Consider the following 22089-nt stretch of genomic DNA (forward strand, 5'->3'; position numbering starts at 1 on the left):
CGAGTTGTGCGTACGGGGCCGCGCGCCCTCAATGGCCCGGCGCGGACTTGCGCTGGAACTCGTTGACGATGGCGGCGAGCAGCAGCACCGCGCCGGTCACGACGAACTGGTAGTAGCTGTTGACCTGGAGCAGGTTGAGGGCGTTGGCGACGACGCCGAGCAGCAGCACGCCGAGGATCGTGCCGGGTACGGTGCCGTGGCCTCCCGCCAGCGAGGTGCCGCCGATCACCACCGCTGCGACGGCGGTGAGCTGGAGCTGCAGGCCTCCGGTGTTGGGGGCGGCGGCGCCGAGCCGGGAGAGCAGCATCAGTCCGGCCAGCCCCGCGAGTGCGCCGGCGAGCGCGTACAGGGCGAGCTTGCGCCCGGAGACGTTGATGCCGCTCAGCCGCGCGACGTGCTCGTTGCCGCCCATCGCGAAGGCGTCCCGGCCGAAGGTGGTGAACCGCATGGCCAGGCCGATCACCGCGAGGACCAGCAGCGCCACGATCGCCAGGTACGGGATGCCGAGGAGGCTGGAGTTGCCGAGCGCGGACATCTTGACGCCGATGGAGATGCTCTCGCCGTTGAGCACGAGCAGGGCGACACCGTCGAGGAGCATGGCCGTGGCCAGCGTCGCGACGAACGGCGCGACCCTGGTGAAGGTCACCACCAGCCCGTTGACCAAGCCGATCACGGCGGCAAGAAGCAGGCTGACCACCACTGCCACGGCCGTGGAGTGCCCTTTGGACAGGAGCTGCGCGGCCACCGACAGAGTGACCGCCGCGTTGCTGCCCATGGAGAAGTCCATGCCGCCCGCGGTCATCAGCAGGGTCAGGCCGGCCGCGATGACGGCGGTCACGCTGATCTGCCGTGTGACGTTGAGCAGGTTCTGCGAGCTGGTGAACGAGTCCGCCTGCAGGGCGGTGAACACGGCCACCAGGACGAGGACGACGATGAGGCCGCCGTGCGGGACATGCAGCAGGGACCTGGGCGTCAGACGGGATGCGGTGCGCTCCGGCGGCGCGGCCTCCGTGTCCGGGGCGGCGGCGGGGGTCTTGAGGCTCACTGGTGCTGTCCTCCGAGTGCGGTGGCGACGAGTTCGTCGTGGGTGATGGCGGTGATGTCGTACTCCGCGACGGTGCGCCCGGCCCGGACCACCAGGACCCGGTCGGCAAGGCGCATCACCTCCTCCGCCGATGAGGAGGCGAGCAGTACGGCGACGCCGCGCGAGGCCAGTTCGTCGACGAGGGTGTGGATCTCCGCCACGGCGGCCACGTCCACGCCGTTGGTGGGGTCTTCGAGGAAGCAGGCGGCAGGGCTGGTCTCCAGCCACTTGGCGAGCAGCACCTTCTGCTGGTTGCCGCCGGACAGGCTGCCGACCGGCGGGTCACCGCCCAGCGTGACCACGCCGTAGCTCCTTCGGCGGGGGGCCGCACGGCGAGCCAGCTCGCCACGCCGGTGCAGCCGCCTGCGGTGGAAGCGGTCATCGGCGAGCATCAGGTTCTCGTCCACGGACAGGCCCTGGACCAGGCCGAGTGCACGGCGGTCGCCGGTGACGCAGCGCAGGCCGCCGGAGAGCGACGCGGCGACCCGGCCGAGCGGCACGGGCCTGCCGTCGACGCTCAGTTCGCCGCCTTCGGGCCGCGTCCGCCCGGAGAGCAGGTCGAACAGGCGGGACTGGGCGTCCCCGGCGGGCCCGAGGACGGCGACGACCTCACCCTTGCGCACGTCGACCGCGAAGTCCCGGATGGACCGGCCCTGGCTCAGGCCGCGCACGGAGAGTCCGATCTCGTCCTTCGGAGTGGGCCGTTCGGGGCGCTGCGAGACCACCTCGCGACCGACCATGGCACGCACCAGACCCGCGGGGTCGAGGTCGGCGGCGGGCGCGCTGCGGACGACTTCGCCGTCGCGCAGGACGGTGAGCCGGTCGGCGACCGCCATCACCTCGTCGATGTAGTGGGAGATGTAGACGACGGCGACGCCCTCGTCGCGCAGGGTGCGCACCAACTCCCGGATGCGTGCCGCGTCCTTGGCCCCGAGGCAGGCGGTGGGCTCGTCCAGGATCAGGACCCGGCCGCCGCGGCGGACCTCGCGGGCCACCTCGACCATGGTCTGCTCGGCGACGGTCAGTTCGCCGGCCGGGCGCGTGACGTCGATGTCGATACCGAGGTCGGCCAGGGCGCGCGCCGCCTCCTGGCGGACCGAGGACCAGTGCACGGCGCCGCGCCGCCTGGGCAGCGCGCCGAGCATGACGTTCTCGGCGACGGTGAGCCCCATGGCCAGCTCGCGGCGCTGCGGAACCATGCTGATCCCGAGGTGCCTGGCGCGGCGCACGGTCAGCGAGGAGTGCGCGTGGCCGGACACCTCGAGGCTTCCCTCGTCGGGCTGGTGGACGCCGCACAGGACCTGCACGAGGGTGGACTTGCCGGCCCCGTTCATGCCCATCAGCGCGTGCACCTCACCCGGGTACAGCTCCACGCCGACGCCCTTGAGCGCGGCCGCGCCGCCGAACCTCTTGGTGACGCCGCGTACCCGTACCAGGGGCGTGCGGCCCTCGTCCGCTGCCGTCGCCATCACCTCGGTCCCTCCTTGACAGCGGCTGTGCGGAACTGCTGCGGCGGTCACAGCCGTGCGCCGTCCCCGTCGGCGGCCGCCTCGGCCGTGGCACCGCCGGGGGCCACGCGGGCGTAGCCGCGGATGTCCGGAAAGGGGGGCTCCCGGTCGGGCTGGAGGTCCACCTGGAAGGTGTTGAGGCACATCCCGAGCATCGTGAAGTTGCCGAGAGCGCCGATCGTGTCGACCAGGCCGCGGGAGCCGAAGTGGGCGTGGGCGCGGGCGAAGGTCTCGTCCGAGACGAAGTGCTCTTCCAGGATTTCCCGGCAGAAGGCGTAGAAGGCCGCGTCGGCCTCGTCCTCGAAGTGCGCCTCGCGCTTCTCGGCGATCGCCTTCACGGCGGCCTCCGGAATGCCGGCCTCGATCGCCTGGTGCACGTGCGCGTTCCAGGAGTACTGGGCGTCCCAGTTGCGGGCCGCCATCAGCAGGGTCAGCTCGCGCAGGTGCTTGGGGAGGCTGCAGTCGAAGCGGGCGAACGCACCGAGTGACTCGGCTCGTTCGCACATCTCCGCGCTGTGCAGCCAGACCCGGAAGGGGCCGCGAACGGCACCGCGTCGCCCCGCGATCCGCTCGGCCAGCTCCTTCTGGCGCGGGTTCATATCCTCATCGGTGAGTACGGGGAGCCTCATGGCCGAGATCCGCCTTCGCAATCCGGGCACGGTCCGGTTTCGCCGTGCGACGGCTGCTGACCGTACCCGCGGCGGCGAGAACCTCACCCCTCCCGGAGCGCAAGGTAAACCTGCACGCCAGAAGGCAGTCATTCACGGGGAGGGCACCTAACGTCGGTCGACGCAACGCCGTTGAAAGGAACTCCGGATGACCGTCATCATCAAGGCCGCGTCCGTGCCTCTCCTCGACCGAGGAGGCTCGGTCGTGACGACTCCCCTCATCACCACGTTGTCCGCGGACGGTGAGAACCGGATCACGAGCGGGATGAGCGTCTATCCGGTCGGCTCGGGGGCGCCGCTGCACTCGCACAACTGCGACGAGCACGTAACGATCCTCGAGGGCGAGGCGGAGGTGGTGGTCGACGGCGAGGTGACGAAGCTGGAGCAGTTCGACACGACGTACGTCCCGTCACCCGTCCCGCACCTGTTCCGCAACATCGGCGACCGTCCCCTGCGCATCCTGTGGGTGTACACATCGGGCCATGTGACGCGTACGTTCACCGAGACCGGAGTGACCGTGGAGCATCTGTCGGATCAGGATCAGATGGGGTGACATGGCTCGGGCCGGGCGCACATCGCGACCCGGCCCTGGCGTATGTCCACGTGATCAGCCGGTGGCGGACACCGTCTGCGTCGTGCCGGCGCTCTGCTGCGTCCGCTGAGTGCTGCGCAGCGCGGCGATGCCGATGAACACCATGGACGACACGCCCGCCAGCGCGAAGGCGGTGAAGCCCCAGTCGCCCTGGTCGGCGGCGAGCAGCTGGCCGCCGAGCCACGGGCCGAAGACGGCGCCGAAGCGGCCCATGCCGGAGGTCCAGCCGACGGCCGTGGCGCGGCTCTCGGGGACGGAACGGATCGAGACCGTCGCGTAGATCATCGTCTGGGCGCTGTTGAGGAACACGCCGGTGAGGAAGACGACCAACGTGGTCACGCCCAGCGGCATGTGGACGCTGAGCAGGAAGACACCTGCGGCGGTCAGCGCGAACCAGATCGCGGAGATGCGCGGGGCGCCGAAGCGGTCGGCCGCCCGGCCGGCGACCAGCATGCCCACGATGCCGCCGAGGTTGAACAGGACCACGAAGGTCAGGGCCGAGCCGAGGTTGTAGCCCTCGCTGCGCATCAGGGTCGGCAGCCAGGTGGCGACGCCGTAGACGAGCAGCAGACCGCCGAAGGAGGCCAGCCAGTACAGCAGGGTCTGGATCCACTCGCCGCCGCGGAAGAGGTCGACCAGGTTGCTCCAGCGGTCCCCGGCGGCCTGCTTGCCGGACTTGTCGGCAGGCAGCTCGACGTCGTAGCGGGTGGCGAGCATCCGGGCCTCCTCGGCGCGGCCCTTGGCGACGAGGAAGCTGAGCGACTCGGGCAGGACCTTGGCGAGCACCGGGGCGAACAGCAGCGGGAGGACGCAGACCCAGAAGGCGGCGCGCCAGCCGACCGGCTCCACCAGCCACTTGGCCACGTAGGCCGAGAGGATGCCGCCCGCGTGATGGGCCGTCATCAGCATGCCGATGATGATGGCGCCGCGGCCGCGCGGGGCGTAGTCGGAGACCATGCTGATCGCCGTGGGCAGCAGACCGCCGAGGCCGACGCCCGCCAGGGTCCGGCCGAGGCCGAAGACCGCGAGGCTGTCCGCCATGGCACACACGGCCGAGGCCAGCGAGAAGAGGGTCACACAGGCGACCATCAGCTTCTTGCGGCCGATCCGGTCGGCGACCGTGCCGGCGGTCAGGGCGCCGACCAGCATGCCGAAGGTGGCGTAGCTGCCGAGGTCGCCGGCCTGGTCCGGGGTGAGACCGAAGGTCTTCGTGGCCAGCAGGTGCGGCAGCACCGAGCCGTAGATGAACATGTCGAGACCGTCGAAGAGGACGGCCAGCCAGCACAGACCGACGACCAGGAAGGCCAGTCTGCTGCCGCGAGCGGGCAGGGAGGGGGAGGAGGACATCGTTGTTTTCCTCTCGTCCAGGAGGCGGTCCCTGGAGGGGATCAGTGAGGGGGTCCCCCTGCTCGGGCCGGGCCGAGAGCTCGGGGGAAGGGTCGACGTGGCTCGTGCAGCGGACCCGGTGTGCGCTAGACACTAAGGACCCACCCGCAAAGCGTCAACACTTTTGTCAACAATCTCATCGACGATCTGCTGGCCGGACGCACGCCGATACGGCGAGGGGGTGGACACGCACGACACAGCGCGCGCCCACCCCCTCGTACGGCCCGTCTACGGGGCGGGTGGCGTGCCGTGCGTGTGGAACGACTGGATGGTCTTCAGACCCCACGCCTGGCCCTTGGCCCGCTCGGGTTCGGTCCAGGTGATCAGCGGCCAGTCGGGGGCCAGCACCAGACGGGTCAGCGGGTTGCACAGCTCGATGCGGTTGCCGCCCGGCTCGTAGACGTACAGGAAGAACGTCTGCTGGATGGCGTGCTTGTGCGGTCCGGTCTCGATGAACACGCCGGTGTCGATGGCGAGGTCGGCGGCGCGCAGGATGTCCTCGCGGGTGTCGGTCGCGAAGGCGATGTGGTGCAGGCGGCCGTTGGAGCCTGTCCAGTCCTCGGTGTAGACCACGTCGTACGACTTGTTGCTGAAGGTCAGCCAACGGGCCGCGACCCTGCCGCTGTCCAGCTGGATCTGCTCGGTGGGCCTGGCCCCGAGGACGTGCTGCTGGAACTCGGCGTTGGCGAGCACGTCGGCGGCGAGGAAGTTGACGTGGTCCAGGCGGCGCACACCCACGCCCCGGTTGGGCTTGGCCTGCGGCTGGTTCTTCAGCGCGGGTTTCAGTTCGTCGGGGGCCTGGTAGTGCTCGCTCTCCCAGTACAGGGCGTGTTCGTGCCCGTCGGGATCGGCGGTGAGGTACAGCTTGCCGATGCCGGGCTCGTCCTCGGCCCAGCGGCCGGGGCGGCCCGCCTCCTCGAGCGCCTTCACGCGGCGCCGGAGGGCCTCCTCACTGGAGGTGCGCAGGGCGAGCCGGCCGAGCCCCGGCGTCTCACGGGCCGTCAGCACCAGGCTGTGGTGCTCGTAGTCGTCGAAGGTCCTCAGGTAGACGGTGTCGCCGTCCTGTCCGTTGACCGTGAGGCCCAGGTAGTCGGTGAAGAAGGCGACGCTGGCGTCCAGATCCGGGGTGAACAGTTGGGCGTGGCCGATATGGGCGATGTCACCGAGAGGCGGCGTCATCTGCGGCTCCTTAAGAGGGGGGTGCGGGTGGTGCTGTCTCGGCGGACCTGGGGAACACGGTGCCGTCGAAGATCTTGCGGGCCGTACGGACCACGGCCGTACGGCGGGCGGAAGGCAGGCCGTCGGACGTGGTGCCGAGGCTGCTTTCGATGTCCAGGAATCCCGTGGGATGTTCGATGCGGATCCGGTCACCGCGGTCCGGGAGCTCCGCGAGCTCCGCGCCGACGCTGCCCTCGATCCGCAGGCCGGCGGCGACACTGGCCGCGCCGAGCACGCCGATCGACGTGTGGCAGCGCACCGGAATGAAGGTGCGGGTGGTGACCGCGCCGCCGTCACGCGGTGGGGCGAGCAGGGTGAGCTTCGGCACGGTGGCGTCCGACACGTCGCCGAGGCCCATCAGTCGTCCCGCCCGGAGACGGATCTCGCGGAGCCGGTCGGCGAGCGCGACATCCTCCTCCAGGTCCCTCGGCGACTCGTAGCCGGTGACCTTCAGCGATGAGGCCGCCATCAGCACGGTCGGCATGCCGTTGTCCACACAGGTCACCGGTACGCCGTCGATCAGGTCGCGGACGTTGCCGGTGGGCAGCAGCGGGCCGCTGCCGGGCGGGAACTCGATCACCACGGGGGCCGCCGTGCCCGGCACGCCCGCGATCTCGGCATCCCCCGTGTAGTCAACCCTGCCGCCCGGCGTGGGGAAGGTCGCCGTGGCGAGGTCGCCTGTGTTGACCATCCGGATGCGGACGGAGGTCCGCTCCTCCCCCGCCGGGACGAGCCCACGCTCGACGGCGAACGGCCCGATCCCGGCGAGGATGTTGCCGCAGTTCTGGCGGTCCGTCACCTCGGGTCTGTCCACGGCGACCTGGAGGAAGAGGTAGTCGACATCGGCCCGCGGATCGGACGATGCCGACACCACGGCCACCTTGCTGGTGAGCGGGTGCGCGCCGCCCAGACCGTCGATCTGACGCTCGTCGGGGCTGCCCATGATCCGCAGCAGCAGCTCGTCGCGGGCGGCCGGTTCGGCGGGCAGGTCATCGGCCAGGAAGTACGCGCCCTTGGAGGTGCCGCCCCGCATCAGCAGGCAGGGCACCTCTTCGGGCACGCGGGTCACGATCCCGCCCCCTCGCGGGCGTACTCCTCATACGTCTTGTACGCGACGCCGAGCCGCTCGAGGGTCTCGCGCAGCCCGTAGCGGTCCAGGCCGAGCTCGCCCTCGAGGAAGGCGGCGCGGGACCTGGCCTCCTTGGCCTCGCGGGCCTCGGACGCCTCGATCACCAGGCGGGCGCGCTCACGGGGTACGACCACCACGCCGTCGTCGTCGGCGAGGATCACGTCACCCGGGCGGATCACCTGCCCGTCGATGGCGACCGGCACATTGACGGAACCGCCCGTGGCCTTCACGGTGCCCTGTGCGGAGACGGCCCTGGACCACGCGGGAAAGCCCATGTCGCGCAGTTCCTGCGTGTCCCGGATGCCCGCGTTGATCACCAGGCCGCGCACTCCGCGCTTGTGCAGCGCGGTGGCGAACAGCTCGCCGAACATGCCGTCCGTGGAGGGCGAGGTGGTGGTGACGACGAGGATGTCGCCCTCACCGCACTGCTCGACCGCCGCGTGGATCATGAGGTTGTCGCCGGGCCAGCTGAGCACCGTGACCGCGGTGCCCGCCACCCGTACGCCCCGCTGGATGGGGCGGAGTCCGGGGCCGAGCAGACCGGTGCGGCCCATCGCCTCGTGCACGGTGGCCACGCCGTAGCCGGAGAGCGCCTTGACGTCGTCGGCGTCCGCCTTGGGCGGGTTGGTGACGATCACGCCGCTCACGCTTCCTCCTTCTGCAGAGCTCCGCTTCGGCTCCGCTGCGGCCGGGTGCCCGCTCCGCTGCGCTCCGCGGACCCCCAGCCTCCGCTGCACCTCAGCTCGCTCATGCCAGCTCCTTCGCGATCTGCGGGTACGGACGCATGTACGCCTCGGCCATGGTCTTGTGCGCCAGACCCAGGTTCGGGCCGGCGTTCCGCTTGAGCTGGACGCCGCGGCGGACGGCGAGGTCCGTGTAGTAGTCCCACAGGTGCTGCTGGGCGCCGAGGCACTCCATGGCCTTGCGCTTGGTCTCCCACACCTCGGTGATGTCGAGGAGGACCTCGGGCCTGAAGCCGCTCATCTCGGGCTGGTGCGGCTCGAAGTAGAAGACCGGCGGGGCGCCGATGATCTCGCCGGGGCCGGGGTAGCCGATGGCCTGGGCCAGTACGCGGGCCTCCAGCGCCATCCGGTTGGCGGCCGGATGGTCGCCGTTGTACGGATCCTCGGTCGGGTGCGTGAGCACGACGTCCGGCTGGGTGGCGCGGTAGACCTCGACCAGCTTGTCGGTCAGTTCCTGGGAGGCGAGCAGCGGGTAGTCCCCTGCGTCGAAGAAGAGGACCTCGGCGCCGAGGGTGTCGGCGGCGCGCTCGGCCTCGTCCCGGCGGATCGCCTTGATCTCGTCCAGCGTCCTGCCCTCACGCCAGGCCTTGGCGGACTCGCCGCGCTCGCCGAAGGTGAGGCACGCGATGGTGACCTTCTCCCCCCGGGAGGCGGCGAGGGCTATGGCTCCGCCCGCCCGCCACACGAAGTCCCCGGCATGCGCGGTGATGACGAGTGTCGATCGTGGGGTGTCGGGCGCCTTGCCGTGCGTCATTGATCAAATCTCCTTGGTGGACAGGCCGATCGCCCCCACCCCACGGCGTCATTCGCGCAACGCGGCGATCACACCCTCGAGGTGGGCGCGGACGGCCGCTTCGGCCGCCTGCGGGTCCCGGGCCCTGATCGTCTCGATCATGGCCAGGTGCTCGCTCAGGGACTGCTGCGGACGCCCCGGTCGGAGCGCCAGCTGGAACCGGTGGCGCACCAGCTGGGCGTTGAGCCGCTCCAGGAGCTCCACGGCCACCGGCTGGTCGGAGAACTCCCTGATCCTGGTGTGCAGTTGCTGGTTGAGCTCCGAGTAGGTCACCGGCTCGCCGTCGGCCACGGCCTTCGACATCGCCGTGCCCAGATCCGCCAGCTCGCTCAGCTGCTCGTCGCTGGCCGCGACAGCCGCCTTCGCCGCGCACAGCCCTTCGAGGACCATGCGGCACTCGGTGATGGCGACCGCTTCCTCCACGGTCACCAACCGCACCCGCGAGCCGCGGTTGCGGATCCGCTCGACCAGTCCCTCCGATTCCAGCTCGATCAGCGCCGCCCGGACGCTGGCCCGCGTCACACCGAACTGCTCGGCGAGTTCGTTCTCCACCAGCCGCTGAGCCGGTGCCATCTCGCCGCGCAGAATCGCCTGCCGCAGCTGCGCCAGTGCATGCTGCTTGGCCTGCTCTCCGGTGCCCGGACGGGCTTCCTTCGGCATGCGTGCCCTCCCTGAGTGAGTGCCTGTCGAAGCTAAATCTAGGGCAACAGGATTGTCAACAATTTTGTTCTCCATATTGCCGAGGTGCTTCGGTGACGGACTTCCGCCAGGTGGCGGTGTGAGGTCGGCAGGTGAGGGCGTCAGGCGCGCGACGCGAGGATGCTGATGGCGTTGGCGGCGACGACGGCCGCGATGGCGGCCCACTCGACCCACCCCAGGCTCTGCCCGAGCACGATCCACCCGACGACGGCGGCGAGGACGGGGTTGACGCTCATGAAGAGCCCGAACGCCCGCGCCGGTACGCGGCGCAGGGTGAGCAGGTCCGCGAGGTAGGGAACCGCCGAGGAGAGGACTCCCGCGGTGACGGCGTACGCCACGGACCCCGCGGTCGGCGGATGCGCGACGACGACGAGGATGCCGACCGGCAGGAACATCAGAGCGGAGAGCCCGGCCGCGGCCGCCGACCCCTGAGCCCCGGGGATGCGCCGGCCGACGGTGCGGTTGAGCAGGATGTAGGACGCCCAGCAGACGGCGGCCAGCAGGCCGAGGCCCATCCCGAGGCAGTCGGCGGAGGGCTGAGGACGCATCAGGGTGACGACGCCCGCCGCGGCCAGCGCCGCGCAGCAGGCGTCCAGCCGGCGGCGGGAGGCGGCCAGGGCGATGCTGAGGGGGCCGAGGAACTCCAGGGTCACCGCCAGCCCGAGACCGATGCGGTCGATCGCGCTGTACAGGGACAGGTTCATCGTTCCGAACACCAGAGCCAGCAGCACCACAGGCCACCACTGATGCCAGGTGAACGTGCGCAGCCGGGGCCGGCCGACGGCGATCAGGACGATCGCGGCGACGTACTGGCGTACCGCCACGACACCGACGGGTCCGAGCACGGGGAAGGCGAGGGAGCCGGTCGCGGCGCCGATCTGGTTGGACAGGCCGCTGCCGACCATGGTGGCGACACCGGCGAGGCGCTTTCCACTTCCACCCGTCTCCCCAGACTCCGGGGACTCCGGGGACGAAGGCACCCGGGCGGTCCGGTGCGTTGAGGCTGCTGAGCGTGCGGGCGCAGGATGCATGCCACCGATCGTGAGACCACACGGCTCTTGCACAAAATGCATTGTCCGAGGCATCTATACGCTTGAGTCATGGATGTGGAGCTACGGCAGTTGCGCTGCCTCGTCGCGATCGTCGATGAGGGCGGGTTCACGGATGCCGCCATCGCGCTCGGGGTCTCCCAGGCAGCCGTTTCCCGTACGCTCGCCTCGCTCGAACGCGCTCTCGGGGTACGGCTGCTGCGGCGGACCTCACGCGAGGTGACACCGACGGGGACAGGGCTGCGCGTGGTCGCGCATGCCCGGCGGGTGCTCGGCGAAGTCGACGACCTGGTCCGGGAGGCCACCTCGGGTCATGTCCGTCTTCGCCTCGGCTACGCCTGGTCGGCGATCGGCCGCCACACGCTCCCCTTCCAGCGCCGGTGGGCGGACACACATCCGGAGACGGACCTGCAGTTCGTACGCGTCAACTCCGCCACGGCCGGCCTGGCGGAGGGTGCCTGCGACCTCGCCGTGGTACGCAGGCCGCTGGACGACCGCCGCTTCGGCTCGGCCATCGTGGGCCTGGAACGGCGCCTGTGCGCCATGGCCGCCGACGACCCGCTGGCCCGGCGCCGCTCGGTCAGGCTCGCCGACATCAGCGGGCGGAAGCTGGTGATCGACCGGAGGACAGGGACCACCACCACGGCGCTGTTCCCCCCGGACTCCGAGCCCGCGACCGAGGAAACACACGATGTCGACGACTGGCTCACCGTGATCTCCACGGGCCGGTCCGTGGGCATCACGGCCGAGTCCACCGCGAACCAGTATCCGCGCCCCGGCATCGTCTACCGGCCGGTGCGCGACGCCGAGCCCATCGCCGTACGGCTCGCCTGGTGGCGGGACGACCCGCACCCCGCCACACAGGCCGTGATCGAACTGCTCACGGAGCTCTACCGCTAGGCCCTGTCGTCAAATTCCCGTCGTCGCCAGAGGAAGCCTGATGGTCAAGGTCGTGGAACCGGGACGGCTGCTCAGCTCCAGGGTGCCGCCATGCGCCTGCACCAGTGACCGCGCGACCGCCAGGCCCAGCCCACTGCCGCCGCGGTCGCGGCTGCGGGCCTTGTCGACGCGGTAGAAGCGGTCGAAGACCCGCTCCTGGTCGGCGGCCGGGATACCCGGTCCTGTGTCGGAGACCCGCACCACCGCCGCCCCGTGCGAGACGGACATCTCCAGAGACACCTTCGTGCCGGCCGGGGTGTGCACGGCGGCGTTGGTGAGCAGGTTGTCCAGCACCTGCCGGATGCGCAGGGGGTCGAGACGCAGCCTCACCGGTTCCGGACCGGCCGCCACGGACAACGGATGGTCCGGCCGGCCCGCGCGGAACGCGTCCGCCGCCTGGTGCACCAGCTCCACCAGGTCGGTCTCCTCCAGACGCAACGGCGTCTCCACCTCCGCGGCGTCCAGGCGGGCGAGCAGCAGCAGATCGTCGAGGAGGACGCTCATCCGGGCCGCCTCGGCGCGCAGCCGGGCCAGGTGCTTGTCCCGTTCCTCGGGCGCGTTGGCGGCCGCGTACTGGAACAGGTCCGCGTAGCCGCGCACCGACATGAGGGGTGTGCGCAGCTCGTGCGAGGCGTCGGCGACGAACCGGCGGAGCCGCTGCTCGGCCTCCGTGCGCACGGCGAGCGATTCGTCGATGTGTTCCAGCATGGTGTTGAACGCGGTACGCAGCTCCTCGACCTCCGGCCCGCCCCTCCCGCCGTCGGCACGCACCGGCAGCCGGGCCGCAGAGTCGGTGAGGTCGTGCGAGGTGATGTCGTGGGCGGTGTGGGCCATGTCGCTGAGCGGCTTCAGGCCGCGCCGCAGCATCGCCCGCCCGAACACCACCAGGGCCAGCAGCGCGAGCCCGAAGGCGACGGCCTGGAGCGTGATCAGCTGCCGCACGGTGGCGTCGATGTCGTCCATGGGCGCGGCGCTGACCAGGACCACACCGGGCTCCACCTCGCAGGCGCGCAGCCGGTACACGCCCGCGCCCTCGAGGTGCTCGGTGCGCAGGACCTCGGTACCCGCGGCGGTCTGCGCCCTGGCGATGGCGGTGAACTCGGCGACGTCCTCCGGCAGGTCGGTGGCGTCCTCGGGCTTGCGGAGCACGGGGGTGCCGTCGGTCACGTCGTACACGGCGTAGTACCAGCGGTAGTACTTCTTTCCCGCGAGGGTGCCCTGCTCCTCGATGTTCTTGGACTGGGCGACCTGGGCCAGCGTCAGCTGCTGATTGAGCTGGGCCGACAGGTAGTCCCGCATGTACGTCGTCAGCGCCGTGCCGACCACGGCGAACACGACCAGCGCGAGCACGCCCAGGCCCAGGGCGAGCCGGGTGCCCAGGCGCAACCTGCCGTAGGTCTCCCGCAGGCGCCTGATCACTCGGCGGCCTGTCGTACGACGTATCCGAATCCGCGGACGGTGTGGATCAGCGGCGGGCCGCTGTCGTCGAGCTTGCGGCGCAGGCGGCTGATCACCAGCTCCACGACGTTCGAGCGGCCGCCGAAGCCGTACTCCCAGACGTGGTCGAGTATCTGCGCCTTGGTGAGCACGGTCGGCGACTTGCGCATCAGGTAGCGGAGCACCTCGTACTCGGTCGGAGTGAGCGTGAGCAGCCGGTCGCCGCGGCGCACCTCGCGGGTGTCCTCGTCCATGGTCAGATCGGCCACTTTCAGTACGGACCGCTGGAACCCGGGGCCCGTGCTGCGCCTCAGCACGGTCCGCAGCCGGGCCATCAGCTCCTCCACCGCGAACGGCTTGACCAGGTAGTCGTCGCCGCCCCGCGTCAGGCCCGCGACCCGGTCGGCGACGCCGTCGCGCGCGGTGAGGAACACGACGGGCACCATGGTCCCGGACCGGCGCAGCCGGTCGAGCACGCCGAACCCGTCGATGTCGGGCAGCATCAGGTCGAGCACCACGATGTCCGGACGGAACTCGGCGGCCAGGCGCAGCGCCTCCTCGCCGGAGTACGCGGTGACCGCGTCCCAGCCCTCGTAGCGGGCGACCGTGGCGACGAGGTCGGCGATGGGCGGGTCGTCGTCCACGACGAGGAGTCGTACTTTTTCCACCCGCTCATAGTGCTTCATGCGGCTCGCGACGCCAGACCCGCCTGCCTGCCGCTTTCACATCGATACGCACTTGAAAGCCCGGCGACAGGCAACCGACAGCTCCCGGCAGCGAAGCTCGGTGTACGAGGACCCGATCAAGGAGTTGCCGGCCGTGACGACCGTCGAATCGCCTCCCGCTCCGCCTGCGGCGATACGCCCCAGGGTGGTGGCCCGCACCGGCCTGTACGCCGTGCTGGCCGCGAACGCGGCCACGGTGGCCGTCTTCTTCGTCCAGGCCGGATTCGCCGGCTCGAACGCCCTCATCCTGCTGGGACGGCTGGCCGGGCTGTACGGCGCGCTCCTCATGGCCTTCCAGTTGCTGCTCGTCGCCAGACTGCCGTGGCTCGACCGCCGCATCGGCATGGACCGGCTGACCTCCTGGCACCGCCGGGTCGGCTTCGGTCTGCTGTGGACCCTGGTGACCCACGCGGTGTTCATCACCTTCGGCTACGCGCAGGCGTCCTCGCTGGGGCCTGTGGACGAGTTCGTGGAGCTGGCCACGACCATCGAGGGCGTACTGCGGGCCATCGTCGCGCTGGTGCTGATCATGCTGGTCGGCGCGGTGTCGGCGCGCTTCGCCCGGCGCAGGCTGGCATACGAGACGTGGCACTTCATCCACCTCTATACCTACGTGGCGGTGCTGCTGGCGTTCACGCACCAGGTCGCGGTGGGCACGACCTTCACCACGTCGCCCGCCGCCACCGCGTACTGGTGGGGCCTGTGGGGCGTGGCGCTCGGCTCGGTGTTCCTCGGACGGGTGGCGCTGCCGCTCTGGCGGAACCTGCGGCACCAGCTGCGCGTCTCGGCCGTCGTACCCGAGTCCGACAACGTCGTGTCGATCTACATCACGGGCCGAGACCTCGACCAATTGCCCGCGCGGGCAGGCCAGTTCTTCCTGTGGCGGTTCCTGACCCGGGACCGGTGGTGGCAGGCCAACCCGTTCTCGCTGTCGGCCGCGCCGGACGGCAGGACGCTGCGGCTGACCGCGAAGACGGCCGGAGACGGCACCGCGGCCCTGCGGCACATCCCGGTGGGCACGCGTGTGTTCGCCGAGGGCCCGTACGGCGCTTTCACCACCCTGCACCGCACCCGCCCCGACACCCTGCTCATCGCCGGCGGCGTCGGCATCACGCCGATCCGGGCCCTGCTGGAAGAGCTGCACGGCCACGCGGTGCTGGTCTACCGGGTGGCGAGCGACCGGGACGCGGTGCTCTACGGCGAGCTGCTGGAACTCGCGGCCGCCAAGGGCGCCGAGCTGTACCTCGTCACGGGCCCGGCCACGCCGGACAAGCTCGGGCCGGAGGCGATCGCCCAGCTCGTGCCGGACGTGCGCGACCGCGACGTCTTCGTGTGCGGCCCGCCCGGGATGACCGGCGCGGTGCTGCGCACCCTGCGCGACCTGGGAGTGCCCAGGCAGCAGATCCACTTCGAGCGCTTCAGCCTGGCGGGTTGAGAGGGACATCGTGAAACGAGCACTGCCTGTTCTCGTCCTGACCGTCGCGGGCCTGATCCCGGTGTGGCGCTACGCACCGCCCACCAGTACGACGACCACCGAGGCCGCCGAGCCCGCCCCGACGCCCTCGTCGTCCTCGTCGTCCTCGTCGTCTTCGCCTTTTTCGTCCACTTCGTCCTCGGCCTCGCCGTCCGCCTCTTCGTCACCGTCCGCGTCGGCCGCCGCCTCGCAGGTCGTCAAGGGCAGCACGGTCGACACGTCGAAGGGCGCCGTGCAGGTGGAGGTGACCTTCACAGGCGACAAGATCAGTTCGGTGCGGATGCTCCAGCAGCCGAACCACCCGCAGACCACTGCCGCCGTGCCGAAGCTGATCGAGGAGACGCTGCAGGCGCAGAGCGCCGACATCGACACGGTGTCCGGCGCCACGATCACCAGCGAGGGATACGTCCAGTCGCTCCAGGCCGCCATCGACGCGAAGGGCGCCTGACGTGCGGCGCGTCGAGCACCTCATGGGATTCCCCGTGTCGCTGCGGATCGACGACGATGACGTCCCCGAGGAGGCGGTGGACTCGCTGTTCGCGTGGCTGCGCGAGGTCGACGGGCGGTTCAGCCCCTTCAAGCCCGACAGCGAGGTGTCCCGGCTGGACAGGGGCGAGCTGGCGGCCGGTGATCTGAGCGCGGATCTGGTGGAGGTCCTCGGTCTCTGCGAGCTGTACCGCGTCGCGACCGGCGGTGCGTTCGACGCCCGGTTGCCGGGCCGGGGCCTGGACCCCTGCGCGGTGGTCAAGGGCTGGTCGGTGCAGCGGGCGGCGGAGCTGCTGACGGCCGCGGGAGCCAACCGGTTCTGCCTGAACGCCGGCGGTGACGTGATCACTGCCGGCGGTCCATGGCGGGTGGGCGTGCGGCACCCGGAGCGGGCCGACCGGCTGTGCACGGTCCTGGAGATCACCGACGGCGCGGTGGCGACCTCCGCCCGGTACGAACGAGGCGACCACATCCTCGACGGGCGCACCGGCCGTCCGGCGACCGGACTCCTCAGCCTGACCGTCGTGGCGCAGTCGCTGACCGAGGCGGACGCGACCGCGACGGCGGCTTTCGCCATGGGCGCCGAGGGCATCGAATGGGCCGCCGCGAGGGAAGGGTGCGAGGTGTTCGCCGTGGATGCCGAGCGCCGTGTCGTGCGCACCCCGCGGCTCCCCGTCGCCGCCTGATCGCTCTCACTCGCGTCGCGCCCGGCCGGTGGAGAAATCCGGTCGACGGATGACCCGCCATCAGACTGTGATGGTGCGGCTGCCCGCCGATCGGAGCGGGCCGACGCAGGAGCGCCCTTGACGACGGAGAAGACCGCCGAAGCCCGTCCCGCGATCGACGCCGCACTGGCCAGGCGCCTGGTCGACACGCAGTTCCCGCAGTGGGCCCAGCTGCCCCTGAAGCTGCTCGACCCGGCCGGCTCGGACCATGTGATCTACCGGCTGGGCGAGGAGCTGTCCGTCCGGCTGCCCCGCCACGCCGGGGCCGTCATGCAGGCCCGGAAGGAGTCCGAGTGGCTGCCCAGGCTCGCCCCGCATCTGCCCCTGGCCATTCCGGTGCCGGTGGGAGTGGGTGAGCCCGACTTCGGCTATCCGTGGCAGTGGGCGGTGGCTGGACGGTGAGGTGGCGACCGTCGAGGCACTGGCCCACTCGACCGAGGCCGCCGTCGAACTGGCGGGGTTTCTGACCGCGCTGCAGCAGTTCGATCCCGAGGCCGTCCCGGCCATGGCCATCCGCGACGACCTCACCGCGGGGTCCCTGGCGGACCGGGACCTCTCGACCCGGGCCGCCATCACACAGGTTGACGGTGTCTTCGACACCGCGGCCATGACCGAGCTCTGGGACGCGGCGCTCAGCGCCCCCGGCTGGGATCGCCCTCCCGTCTGGTTCCACGGCGACTTCCACACCGGAAACCTGCTGACCGTCGACGGCCGGCTGAGCGCCGTCATCGACTTCGGCGGGCTCGGCATCGGCGACCCGGCCCCCGACCTGATGATCGCCTTCACTCTGATGTCGGCCGAGAGCCGGGCCGCCTTCCGCGCCGCGCTCGGCGTCGACGACGCCACCTGGACCCGGGGCCGGGGCTGGGCCCTGACCACCGGCCTGAACGCCTACGTCAGCTACGCCGCGGTCAGCCCCCGGGTCGCCGCGCAGACCACCCGCCAGATCACCCAGGCCCTCATCGACCGTGCCTGAGGCGTCGATTTGCGACGGCCTCGCCGGGCGGCCGTCTGATCTGCGACGACGCCTCGCGGGTTTTTCTCAGCGGTAACACTCAATGCAGTCCGGGGTGTTGCTCACCCCAGAAGTGCATGCAAAAGTGTATTCGTTTCTTGGGGAGTGCGTTCTTCGGAGGTCTCAGTGGGAGTACTGGACGGGCAGGTGGTGGTGTTCACCGGCGCCGGATCGGGCATCGGGCGCGCCGTCGTCACGCGATACGCGGCCGAGGGCGCGCGCATCGTCGCCGTGGACGTGTCCGGCACGGTGAAGGAACTCGCTGACGAGCTCGGCGACGCGGTCGTCCCGGTGGTCGCGGACGTGCGGTCCTGGGAGGGCAACGTGCAGGCGGTCGCCGCGGCCACCGGCACCTGGGGCCGAGTCGACGTGTTCGTCGGCAACGCCGGCATCACCGACGCGGCCCGGCCGCTGGAGGACATCCCCGGATCCCAGCTCACGGCCGGTTTCGAGGAACTCTTCGGGGTGAACGTCCTCGCCCCGCTGCTCGGCGTGCGGGCGGCTCTGGACGAACTGGCCCGCTCCCGCGGCTCGGTTATCCTCACCGGCTCTTTCGCGGGGGCCAACGCCGCCGGCGGCGGGGTTCTCTACACCGCGTCCAAGCATGCCGTGCAGGGGCTGGTGCGCCAGCTCGCCTACGAACTCGCCCCGGACGTACGGGTGAACGGTGTCGCTCCGGGTGTGGCCCCGACCCGGCTGAAGGGCACCGCCGCACTCGGGCAGTCAGCGACCGACTCGGTGCTGGACGGCACCCGTGAGGTGCTGCCGCTGCAGGAGATACCGGGTGTCGACGCCTACAGCGGCATCTTCACACTGCTCGCATCCCGCTCCCAAGCCGCCGTGATGACGGGGACGATGGTCACTGCGGACAGCGGGCTGTCCATCCGCGGCCTCGCCCGGCCCGGCGGCCGGGTCGGTCGGGCGGACGCGTCCGGCGGGGAGCGCCGGTGACCGCCCCGCAGCTGTTCGGGCGCGTGGCGGTGGTCACCGGCGCCCGGCGAGGCATCGGCGCAGCGATCGCGGCGGTGCTGCTCGACCACGGTGCGACGGTGGTCACCAGCGGCCGCGACGAGGCGCAACTCGTCGAACAGGCAGAGGTGTTGGGCAAGCGCGGACATGTGATCCCCTGCGCGGGGGACCTGCGCACCGCGGAAGGCCGGGCGCGGCTGCTGGAGACTGCGGGCCCGGTGGACATCCTGGTCAACAACGCCGGGGGCTTCACCCACGCCTCGACGACGCTCGGCTCGACGCCCGAAGACTGGGCCCAGCAGATCGAGGTCAACCTGACCGTCCCCTTCCTCCTGTGCCAGGCCGTGCTGCCGGGCATGGTCGAGCGGCGGTGGGGCCGCATCCTCAATATCGGCTCGGTGGTCGCCTCGGCCCCGCAACTCGGCAACGCCATCGGGTATGTGGCGGCGAAGTCCGGGCTGGTCGGTTTCACCCGGCAGCTCGCCGCGGAGGTGGCCGGGCAGGGCGTGACCGCCAACGTGCTCAATCCGGGGACCGTGAAGACGGAGCACCTGGAGGAGTACTTCGCCGCCTCGGACACCGTCTCGGAACGGACCCTCAGCTCGGCGATCCCGGTCGGGCGGCTGGGGCGCCCCGACGAGATCGCCGCCCTCGTCCCGTACCTGGTCTCGGAGGCGAGCGGTTTCCTCACCGGTTCGGTGATCGACATCAACGGAGGAGCGATCCATGCGTAGTGCCGTACAGGACGGGCGTAGCGCCGCGGAGGACGGGCGTGGTGCCGCACAGAGCGGCCCGCTGCCGCTGGCGGGGAAGGTCGCCCTGGTCACCGGGGGCGCGGCCGGTGTCGGACGGGCCGTGGTGCAGGGATACGTGGAGGCGGGTGCGAAGGTCGCCGTACTCGACCGCGACGCGGACCGCCTCGGCAAGGTATGCGCGGAGTTCGGCCCCGACGTCCACGGCACGGTCGGATCCGTGGAGAAACTCGCCGACAACCAGCGCGCCGTCAGCGAAGCGCTGGAGGCGTACGGCCGCCTCGACGTCTTCGTCGGCAACGCGGGCGTCGGAGCGGGCAACCTGCCACTCGCCGAGGTGCCGGCCGACCGCCTGGAGGCGGCGATCGACGAGATCTTCGCGATCAACGTCAAGGGCTATCTGCTCGGGGCCCGCGCCGCCCTCGCCCCGCTGCTGCGCACCAAGGGCAGCATGATCTTCTCCTGTTCCCTGGCCAGCTACCGCGCGGTCGACGACGGCGTCCTCTACGTCTCGACCAAGCACGCCAATCTCGGCATCGTGCGCCAACTGGCCTGGGAGTTCGCGCCGCACGTGCGGGTCAACGGCGTCGCGATCGGCGTGGCCCGCACCCGTATGGAGGGCCTGCACAGCCTCGCCCAGGAGACGGTCGACGCCGTCCTGCCGGGCGCAGAGCAGGTCATCCCGCAGGGCTTCATCCCCGAACCGGAGGACTACGCGGGCGCGTTCGTCTTCCTCGCATCGGACGCCGCCCGGGTCGCCACCGGCGAATGCCTGTGGGCCGACAGCGGGTTCGGCGTGCGCGGCATCGGCAGCCCGGCCGGAGGAAGGGAGCTGCTCGCCGACGCGGTGGAGCTGTGATCACGGCCGCGCGAGCACCCGTCCGCTGATCGCCGACGTGCGCTGGGCTGCCCGGTTTCCGCGATGTGCCGGGCAGCCGTCCGGCATGCCCTCACACCGCCGCTCCGAAGCTTGTTTTCCCTGGTCAAAGGCTTGTTTCCGGCAGGGAAATTCCTCTGCACGACCATTGACGCGACTTCCGTCAGCCGCGAAGTATTCATTTCTGCATACATTTTCGTGTGCACTCTCCGATCCCTTCTCCCTTGGAGCGAGCATGTCGCTGGCCCAGGAAGTCTCCCCGTGCCCGCTGCGGACCAGATCCACCGACGATCCCGACGTCGTCGCCGAGCAGCGGGCCGACGACTACAGCAACCATGTGGTCCCGCTGACCGCCCGTCTCGGGCGCTGGCAGCTGACGATGTCGTACTGGTCCCTACTCAGCGCGATGGTCTGGCTGTTCTACGGCGCGCTGGCGGCCAGCCTGTACGGAACGGCCGACGCTCTGATCGCCATCGGCGTCTCCGTCGTGACCTACTCACTGATCAACGCCGTGTTCACCCGCTGGGGCCTGCGCAGCGGCCTGAACAGCACCCTGCTGTCGCGCCGGATGTTCGGGGTGCTGGGCGCCTCGCTCACCGCGCTGCTCATCGCGGCCAACACCACGTACTACGCGGTCTTCGAGAGCAGCACGCTCGCTGTCGCGTTCCACCACTACACCCCCGGCTGGGACATCCGGATCTGGTACGCGATCATCGTGGCCGCCATGCTGCCGCTGATGCTCGGCGGTGTGCAGACCTGGATGGCGCGGCTCAACGGCGTCCTGCTGCCGCTGTACATCGCGGGCATCATCGCCGCGGTCGTGGTCGCCGCCGTCCGCTTCCCGGACAGCTCGCACTGGCTCTCCTTCGGCGGTGTCGTCCCGCCCGAGGCGCGAGCCCTGCCCGGCTGGCTGCTCGGTGCCGTCCTCTACATGGGCATCTATCTGTGCATGCCGACCACGGTGGACTTCGCGCGGTTCGCCAAGGTCGAGGACGACGGCTTCCACCGCAACGTCACCTTCGGCTGGCTGTTCTACATCTGGCTCTTCGCGGCGAACGGTGCGGCCGGCATCTTCCTGGTCCGCGCCGCGATCCCCGACGAGCCCACCGCCGAGACGGGCGTGGTCCAGGCGATCCTGGCGAGCCTCGGCGTGGCCGGACTCATCCTGATCGTGGTGTCGCAGGCCCGGATCAACAGCCTGAACTACTACCAGGCGTCCGCGAACTGGGAGCGGCTGATCACCAACCTGACCGGCATCCGGCTCAGCCGCATCCCGCTGGTGGTCGCCACCTCAGTCGTCGTGTTCCTGCTGATGCTCACCGACGTCTTCAGCTACCTGCAGAACGCGCTGACCTGGCAGGGCGTGTTCCTGGTCAGCTGGGTCGGGATCGCACTCACGCACTATGCGCTCGTACCCGAGGACCGCGCCGCCGGGCCGGAGTTCCGCGCGCTGCGGCTGCCGCGGGTCACCTGGGGACTCGGGGCGTGGGTGCTCGCCTCCGCAGTCGGCATCTACCTCGTCGAGGCACCCGGCGTGCCCGCGGTGCTCACCGGTGCGGCGCAGTTGGTCGCACTCGTGGTCAGCGCCGCGCTGTACGCGGTCGTGGTGAAGCTGCGCCCCGTGGTGGAGCACGTCACCGCCGACCCGCGCGGCGAGGTGATGGACCCGGCCGCCACCTGGGCCGAGTGCCACCGCTGCGAGAAGGCGTACGTGGTCCTGGAGATGGACCGCGAGCCGGCCGCCGGCGGCGCACCGGTCTGCGACGCCTGCGCCACGGCGAGTCTCGTCCCCGGACGTTCCTGACCCTCCCGAAGACCCGT

At 70.8% G+C, this 22089-nt stretch carries 21 protein-coding genes and 1 pseudogene; 10 read left to right on the top strand and 12 right to left on the bottom strand.

Annotation, left to right across the window (positions count from 1 at the left end):
* Positions 1–28: 28 nt before the first annotated feature.
* Genes ACWD4J_RS30580 through ACWD4J_RS30590 form a run of 3 tightly spaced genes read right to left on the bottom strand, consistent with a single transcriptional unit; the run spans position 29 to position 3191 of the window.
* Entirely contained in the window at positions 29–1045 is a 1017-nt protein-coding gene (locus ACWD4J_RS30580) for an ABC transporter permease (RefSeq protein ID WP_451398687.1), read from the bottom strand.
* Positions 1042–2553, bottom strand: a complete 1512-nt coding sequence (locus ACWD4J_RS30585; protein ID WP_451398688.1) for a sugar ABC transporter ATP-binding protein — start codon at positions 2551–2553, stop codon at positions 1042–1044. The genes ACWD4J_RS30580 and ACWD4J_RS30585 overlap by 4 nt, the downstream gene beginning before the upstream one ends.
* A gap of 47 nt (positions 2554–2600) precedes the next feature.
* Entirely contained in the window at positions 2601–3191 is a 591-nt protein-coding gene (locus tag ACWD4J_RS30590; RefSeq protein WP_451398738.1) for a carboxymuconolactone decarboxylase family protein, read from the bottom strand.
* Positions 3192–3408: 217 nt separating this feature from the next.
* Here ACWD4J_RS30590 and ACWD4J_RS30595 point away from each other — a divergent pair, with 217 nt between their 5' ends.
* Complete coding sequence (locus ACWD4J_RS30595; protein ID WP_451398689.1) at positions 3409–3813, top strand: cupin domain-containing protein; 405 nt, start codon at positions 3409–3411, stop codon at positions 3811–3813.
* A gap of 54 nt (positions 3814–3867) precedes the next feature.
* Here ACWD4J_RS30595 and ACWD4J_RS30600 read toward each other — a convergent pair whose 3' ends face one another.
* From ACWD4J_RS30600 to ACWD4J_RS30630, 7 genes are all read right to left on the bottom strand, one after another.
* Positions 3868–5199, bottom strand: coding sequence for an MFS transporter (locus tag ACWD4J_RS30600; RefSeq protein ID WP_451398690.1), 1332 nt, complete (start codon positions 5197–5199; stop codon positions 3868–3870).
* Positions 5200–5466: 267 nt separating this feature from the next.
* Positions 5467–6417, bottom strand: coding sequence for a catechol 2,3-dioxygenase (locus tag ACWD4J_RS30605; protein ID WP_451398691.1), 951 nt, complete (start codon positions 6415–6417; stop codon positions 5467–5469).
* 10 nt (positions 6418–6427) lie between these two features.
* Complete coding sequence (locus tag ACWD4J_RS30610) at positions 6428–7525, bottom strand: 4-oxalomesaconate tautomerase (protein WP_451398692.1); 1098 nt, start codon at positions 7523–7525, stop codon at positions 6428–6430.
* Complete coding sequence (locus ACWD4J_RS30615; protein WP_451398693.1) at positions 7522–8232, bottom strand: 4-carboxy-4-hydroxy-2-oxoadipate aldolase/oxaloacetate decarboxylase; 711 nt, start codon at positions 8230–8232, stop codon at positions 7522–7524. The genes ACWD4J_RS30610 and ACWD4J_RS30615 overlap by 4 nt, the downstream gene beginning before the upstream one ends.
* A 100-nt stretch (positions 8233–8332) precedes the next feature.
* Positions 8333–9082 (bottom strand): PIG-L deacetylase family protein, encoded by a 750-nt coding sequence (locus tag ACWD4J_RS30620; protein WP_451398694.1) that lies wholly within the window; start codon positions 9080–9082, stop codon positions 8333–8335.
* Between the two features lie 48 nt (positions 9083–9130).
* Positions 9131–9781 (bottom strand): GntR family transcriptional regulator, encoded by a 651-nt coding sequence (locus ACWD4J_RS30625; RefSeq protein ID WP_451398695.1) that lies wholly within the window; start codon positions 9779–9781, stop codon positions 9131–9133.
* Between the two features lie 140 nt (positions 9782–9921).
* Positions 9922–10851 carry an EamA family transporter gene (locus ACWD4J_RS30630; RefSeq protein WP_451398696.1) on the bottom strand — a complete coding sequence of 310 codons (930 nt, stop codon included), beginning with the start codon at positions 10849–10851 and terminating at the stop codon, positions 9922–9924.
* A gap of 69 nt (positions 10852–10920) precedes the next feature.
* Between ACWD4J_RS30630 and ACWD4J_RS30635 the strand changes: the two genes are divergently transcribed.
* On the top strand, positions 10921–11769 hold the full coding sequence (locus ACWD4J_RS30635) for a LysR family transcriptional regulator (RefSeq protein WP_451398697.1): 849 nt from the start codon (positions 10921–10923) through the stop codon (positions 11767–11769).
* A gap of 9 nt (positions 11770–11778) precedes the next feature.
* On the opposite strand, the gene ACWD4J_RS30640 is transcribed toward ACWD4J_RS30635, so the two are convergent.
* Both ACWD4J_RS30640 and ACWD4J_RS30645 read right to left on the bottom strand, forming a co-directional pair.
* Positions 11779–13227 (bottom strand): sensor histidine kinase, encoded by a 1449-nt coding sequence (locus ACWD4J_RS30640; RefSeq protein WP_451398698.1) that lies wholly within the window; start codon positions 13225–13227, stop codon positions 11779–11781.
* Positions 13224–13913 (bottom strand): response regulator transcription factor, encoded by a 690-nt coding sequence (locus tag ACWD4J_RS30645; RefSeq protein WP_451398699.1) that lies wholly within the window; start codon positions 13911–13913, stop codon positions 13224–13226. Before ACWD4J_RS30645 ends, ACWD4J_RS30640 begins: the two co-directional genes overlap by 4 nt.
* Before the next feature lie 151 nt (positions 13914–14064).
* Here ACWD4J_RS30645 and ACWD4J_RS30650 point away from each other — a divergent pair, with 151 nt between their 5' ends.
* The 8 genes and pseudogenes from ACWD4J_RS30650 (at position 14065) to ACWD4J_RS30685 (ending at position 22072) form a co-directional block, all read left to right on the top strand.
* Positions 14065–15405: a ferredoxin reductase family protein gene (locus tag ACWD4J_RS30650; RefSeq protein ID WP_451398700.1), complete on the top strand. Its 1341-nt coding sequence runs from the start codon at positions 14065–14067 to the stop codon at positions 15403–15405.
* A gap of 10 nt (positions 15406–15415) precedes the next feature.
* Entirely contained in the window at positions 15416–15892 is a 477-nt protein-coding gene (locus tag ACWD4J_RS30655; protein ID WP_451398701.1) for an FMN-binding protein, read from the top strand.
* A gap of 22 nt (positions 15893–15914) precedes the next feature.
* The gene (locus ACWD4J_RS30660; RefSeq protein WP_451398702.1) at positions 15915–16616 is read left to right on the top strand and encodes an FAD:protein FMN transferase; all 702 of its coding nucleotides are present in this window, start codon (positions 15915–15917) and stop codon (positions 16614–16616) included.
* 117 nt (positions 16617–16733) lie between these two features.
* Positions 16734–17631: pseudogene (locus ACWD4J_RS30665) on the top strand (aminoglycoside phosphotransferase family protein).
* A 165-nt stretch (positions 17632–17796) separates the two neighbouring features.
* Entirely contained in the window at positions 17797–18621 is an 825-nt protein-coding gene (locus ACWD4J_RS30670) for an SDR family NAD(P)-dependent oxidoreductase (RefSeq protein ID WP_451398703.1), read from the top strand.
* Entirely contained in the window at positions 18618–19373 is a 756-nt protein-coding gene (locus ACWD4J_RS30675; protein WP_451398704.1) for an SDR family NAD(P)-dependent oxidoreductase, read from the top strand. The genes ACWD4J_RS30670 and ACWD4J_RS30675 overlap by 4 nt, the downstream gene beginning before the upstream one ends.
* Complete coding sequence (locus ACWD4J_RS30680) at positions 19366–20250, top strand: SDR family oxidoreductase (RefSeq protein WP_451398705.1); 885 nt, start codon at positions 19366–19368, stop codon at positions 20248–20250. The genes ACWD4J_RS30675 and ACWD4J_RS30680 overlap by 8 nt, the downstream gene beginning before the upstream one ends.
* 253 nt (positions 20251–20503) lie before the next feature.
* Positions 20504–22072, top strand: a complete 1569-nt coding sequence (locus tag ACWD4J_RS30685) for a purine-cytosine permease family protein (protein WP_451398706.1) — start codon at positions 20504–20506, stop codon at positions 22070–22072.
* The last annotated feature ends 17 nt before the right edge of the window (positions 22073–22089 follow it).

The organism is Streptomyces sp. NPDC002577, from assembly GCF_053594815.1.

Coding starts and splice junctions, on each gene's coding strand:
- ACWD4J_RS30590 (WP_451398738.1), bottom strand. CDS start 3,191: ATGAACCCGCGCCAGAAGGAGCTGGCCGAGCGGATCGCGGGGCGACGC.
- ACWD4J_RS30620 (WP_451398694.1), bottom strand. CDS start 9,082: ATGACGCACGGCAAGGCGCCCGACACCCCACGATCGACACTCGTCATC.
- ACWD4J_RS30635 (WP_451398697.1), top strand. CDS start 10,921: ATGGATGTGGAGCTACGGCAGTTGCGCTGCCTCGTCGCGATCGTCGAT.
- ACWD4J_RS30585 (WP_451398688.1), bottom strand. CDS start 2,553: ATGGCGACGGCAGCGGACGAGGGCCGCACGCCCCTGGTACGGGTACGC.
- ACWD4J_RS30600 (WP_451398690.1), bottom strand. CDS start 5,199: ATGTCCTCCTCCCCCTCCCTGCCCGCTCGCGGCAGCAGACTGGCCTTC.
- ACWD4J_RS30660 (WP_451398702.1), top strand. CDS start 15,915: ATGGGATTCCCCGTGTCGCTGCGGATCGACGACGATGACGTCCCCGAG.
- ACWD4J_RS30625 (WP_451398695.1), bottom strand. CDS start 9,781: ATGCCGAAGGAAGCCCGTCCGGGCACCGGAGAGCAGGCCAAGCAGCAT.
- ACWD4J_RS30605 (WP_451398691.1), bottom strand. CDS start 6,417: ATGACGCCGCCTCTCGGTGACATCGCCCATATCGGCCACGCCCAACTG.
- ACWD4J_RS30630 (WP_451398696.1), bottom strand. CDS start 10,851: ATGCATCCTGCGCCCGCACGCTCAGCAGCCTCAACGCACCGGACCGCC.
- ACWD4J_RS30680 (WP_451398705.1), top strand. CDS start 19,366: ATGCGTAGTGCCGTACAGGACGGGCGTAGCGCCGCGGAGGACGGGCGT.
- ACWD4J_RS30595 (WP_451398689.1), top strand. CDS start 3,409: ATGACCGTCATCATCAAGGCCGCGTCCGTGCCTCTCCTCGACCGAGGA.
- ACWD4J_RS30685 (WP_451398706.1), top strand. CDS start 20,504: ATGTCGCTGGCCCAGGAAGTCTCCCCGTGCCCGCTGCGGACCAGATCC.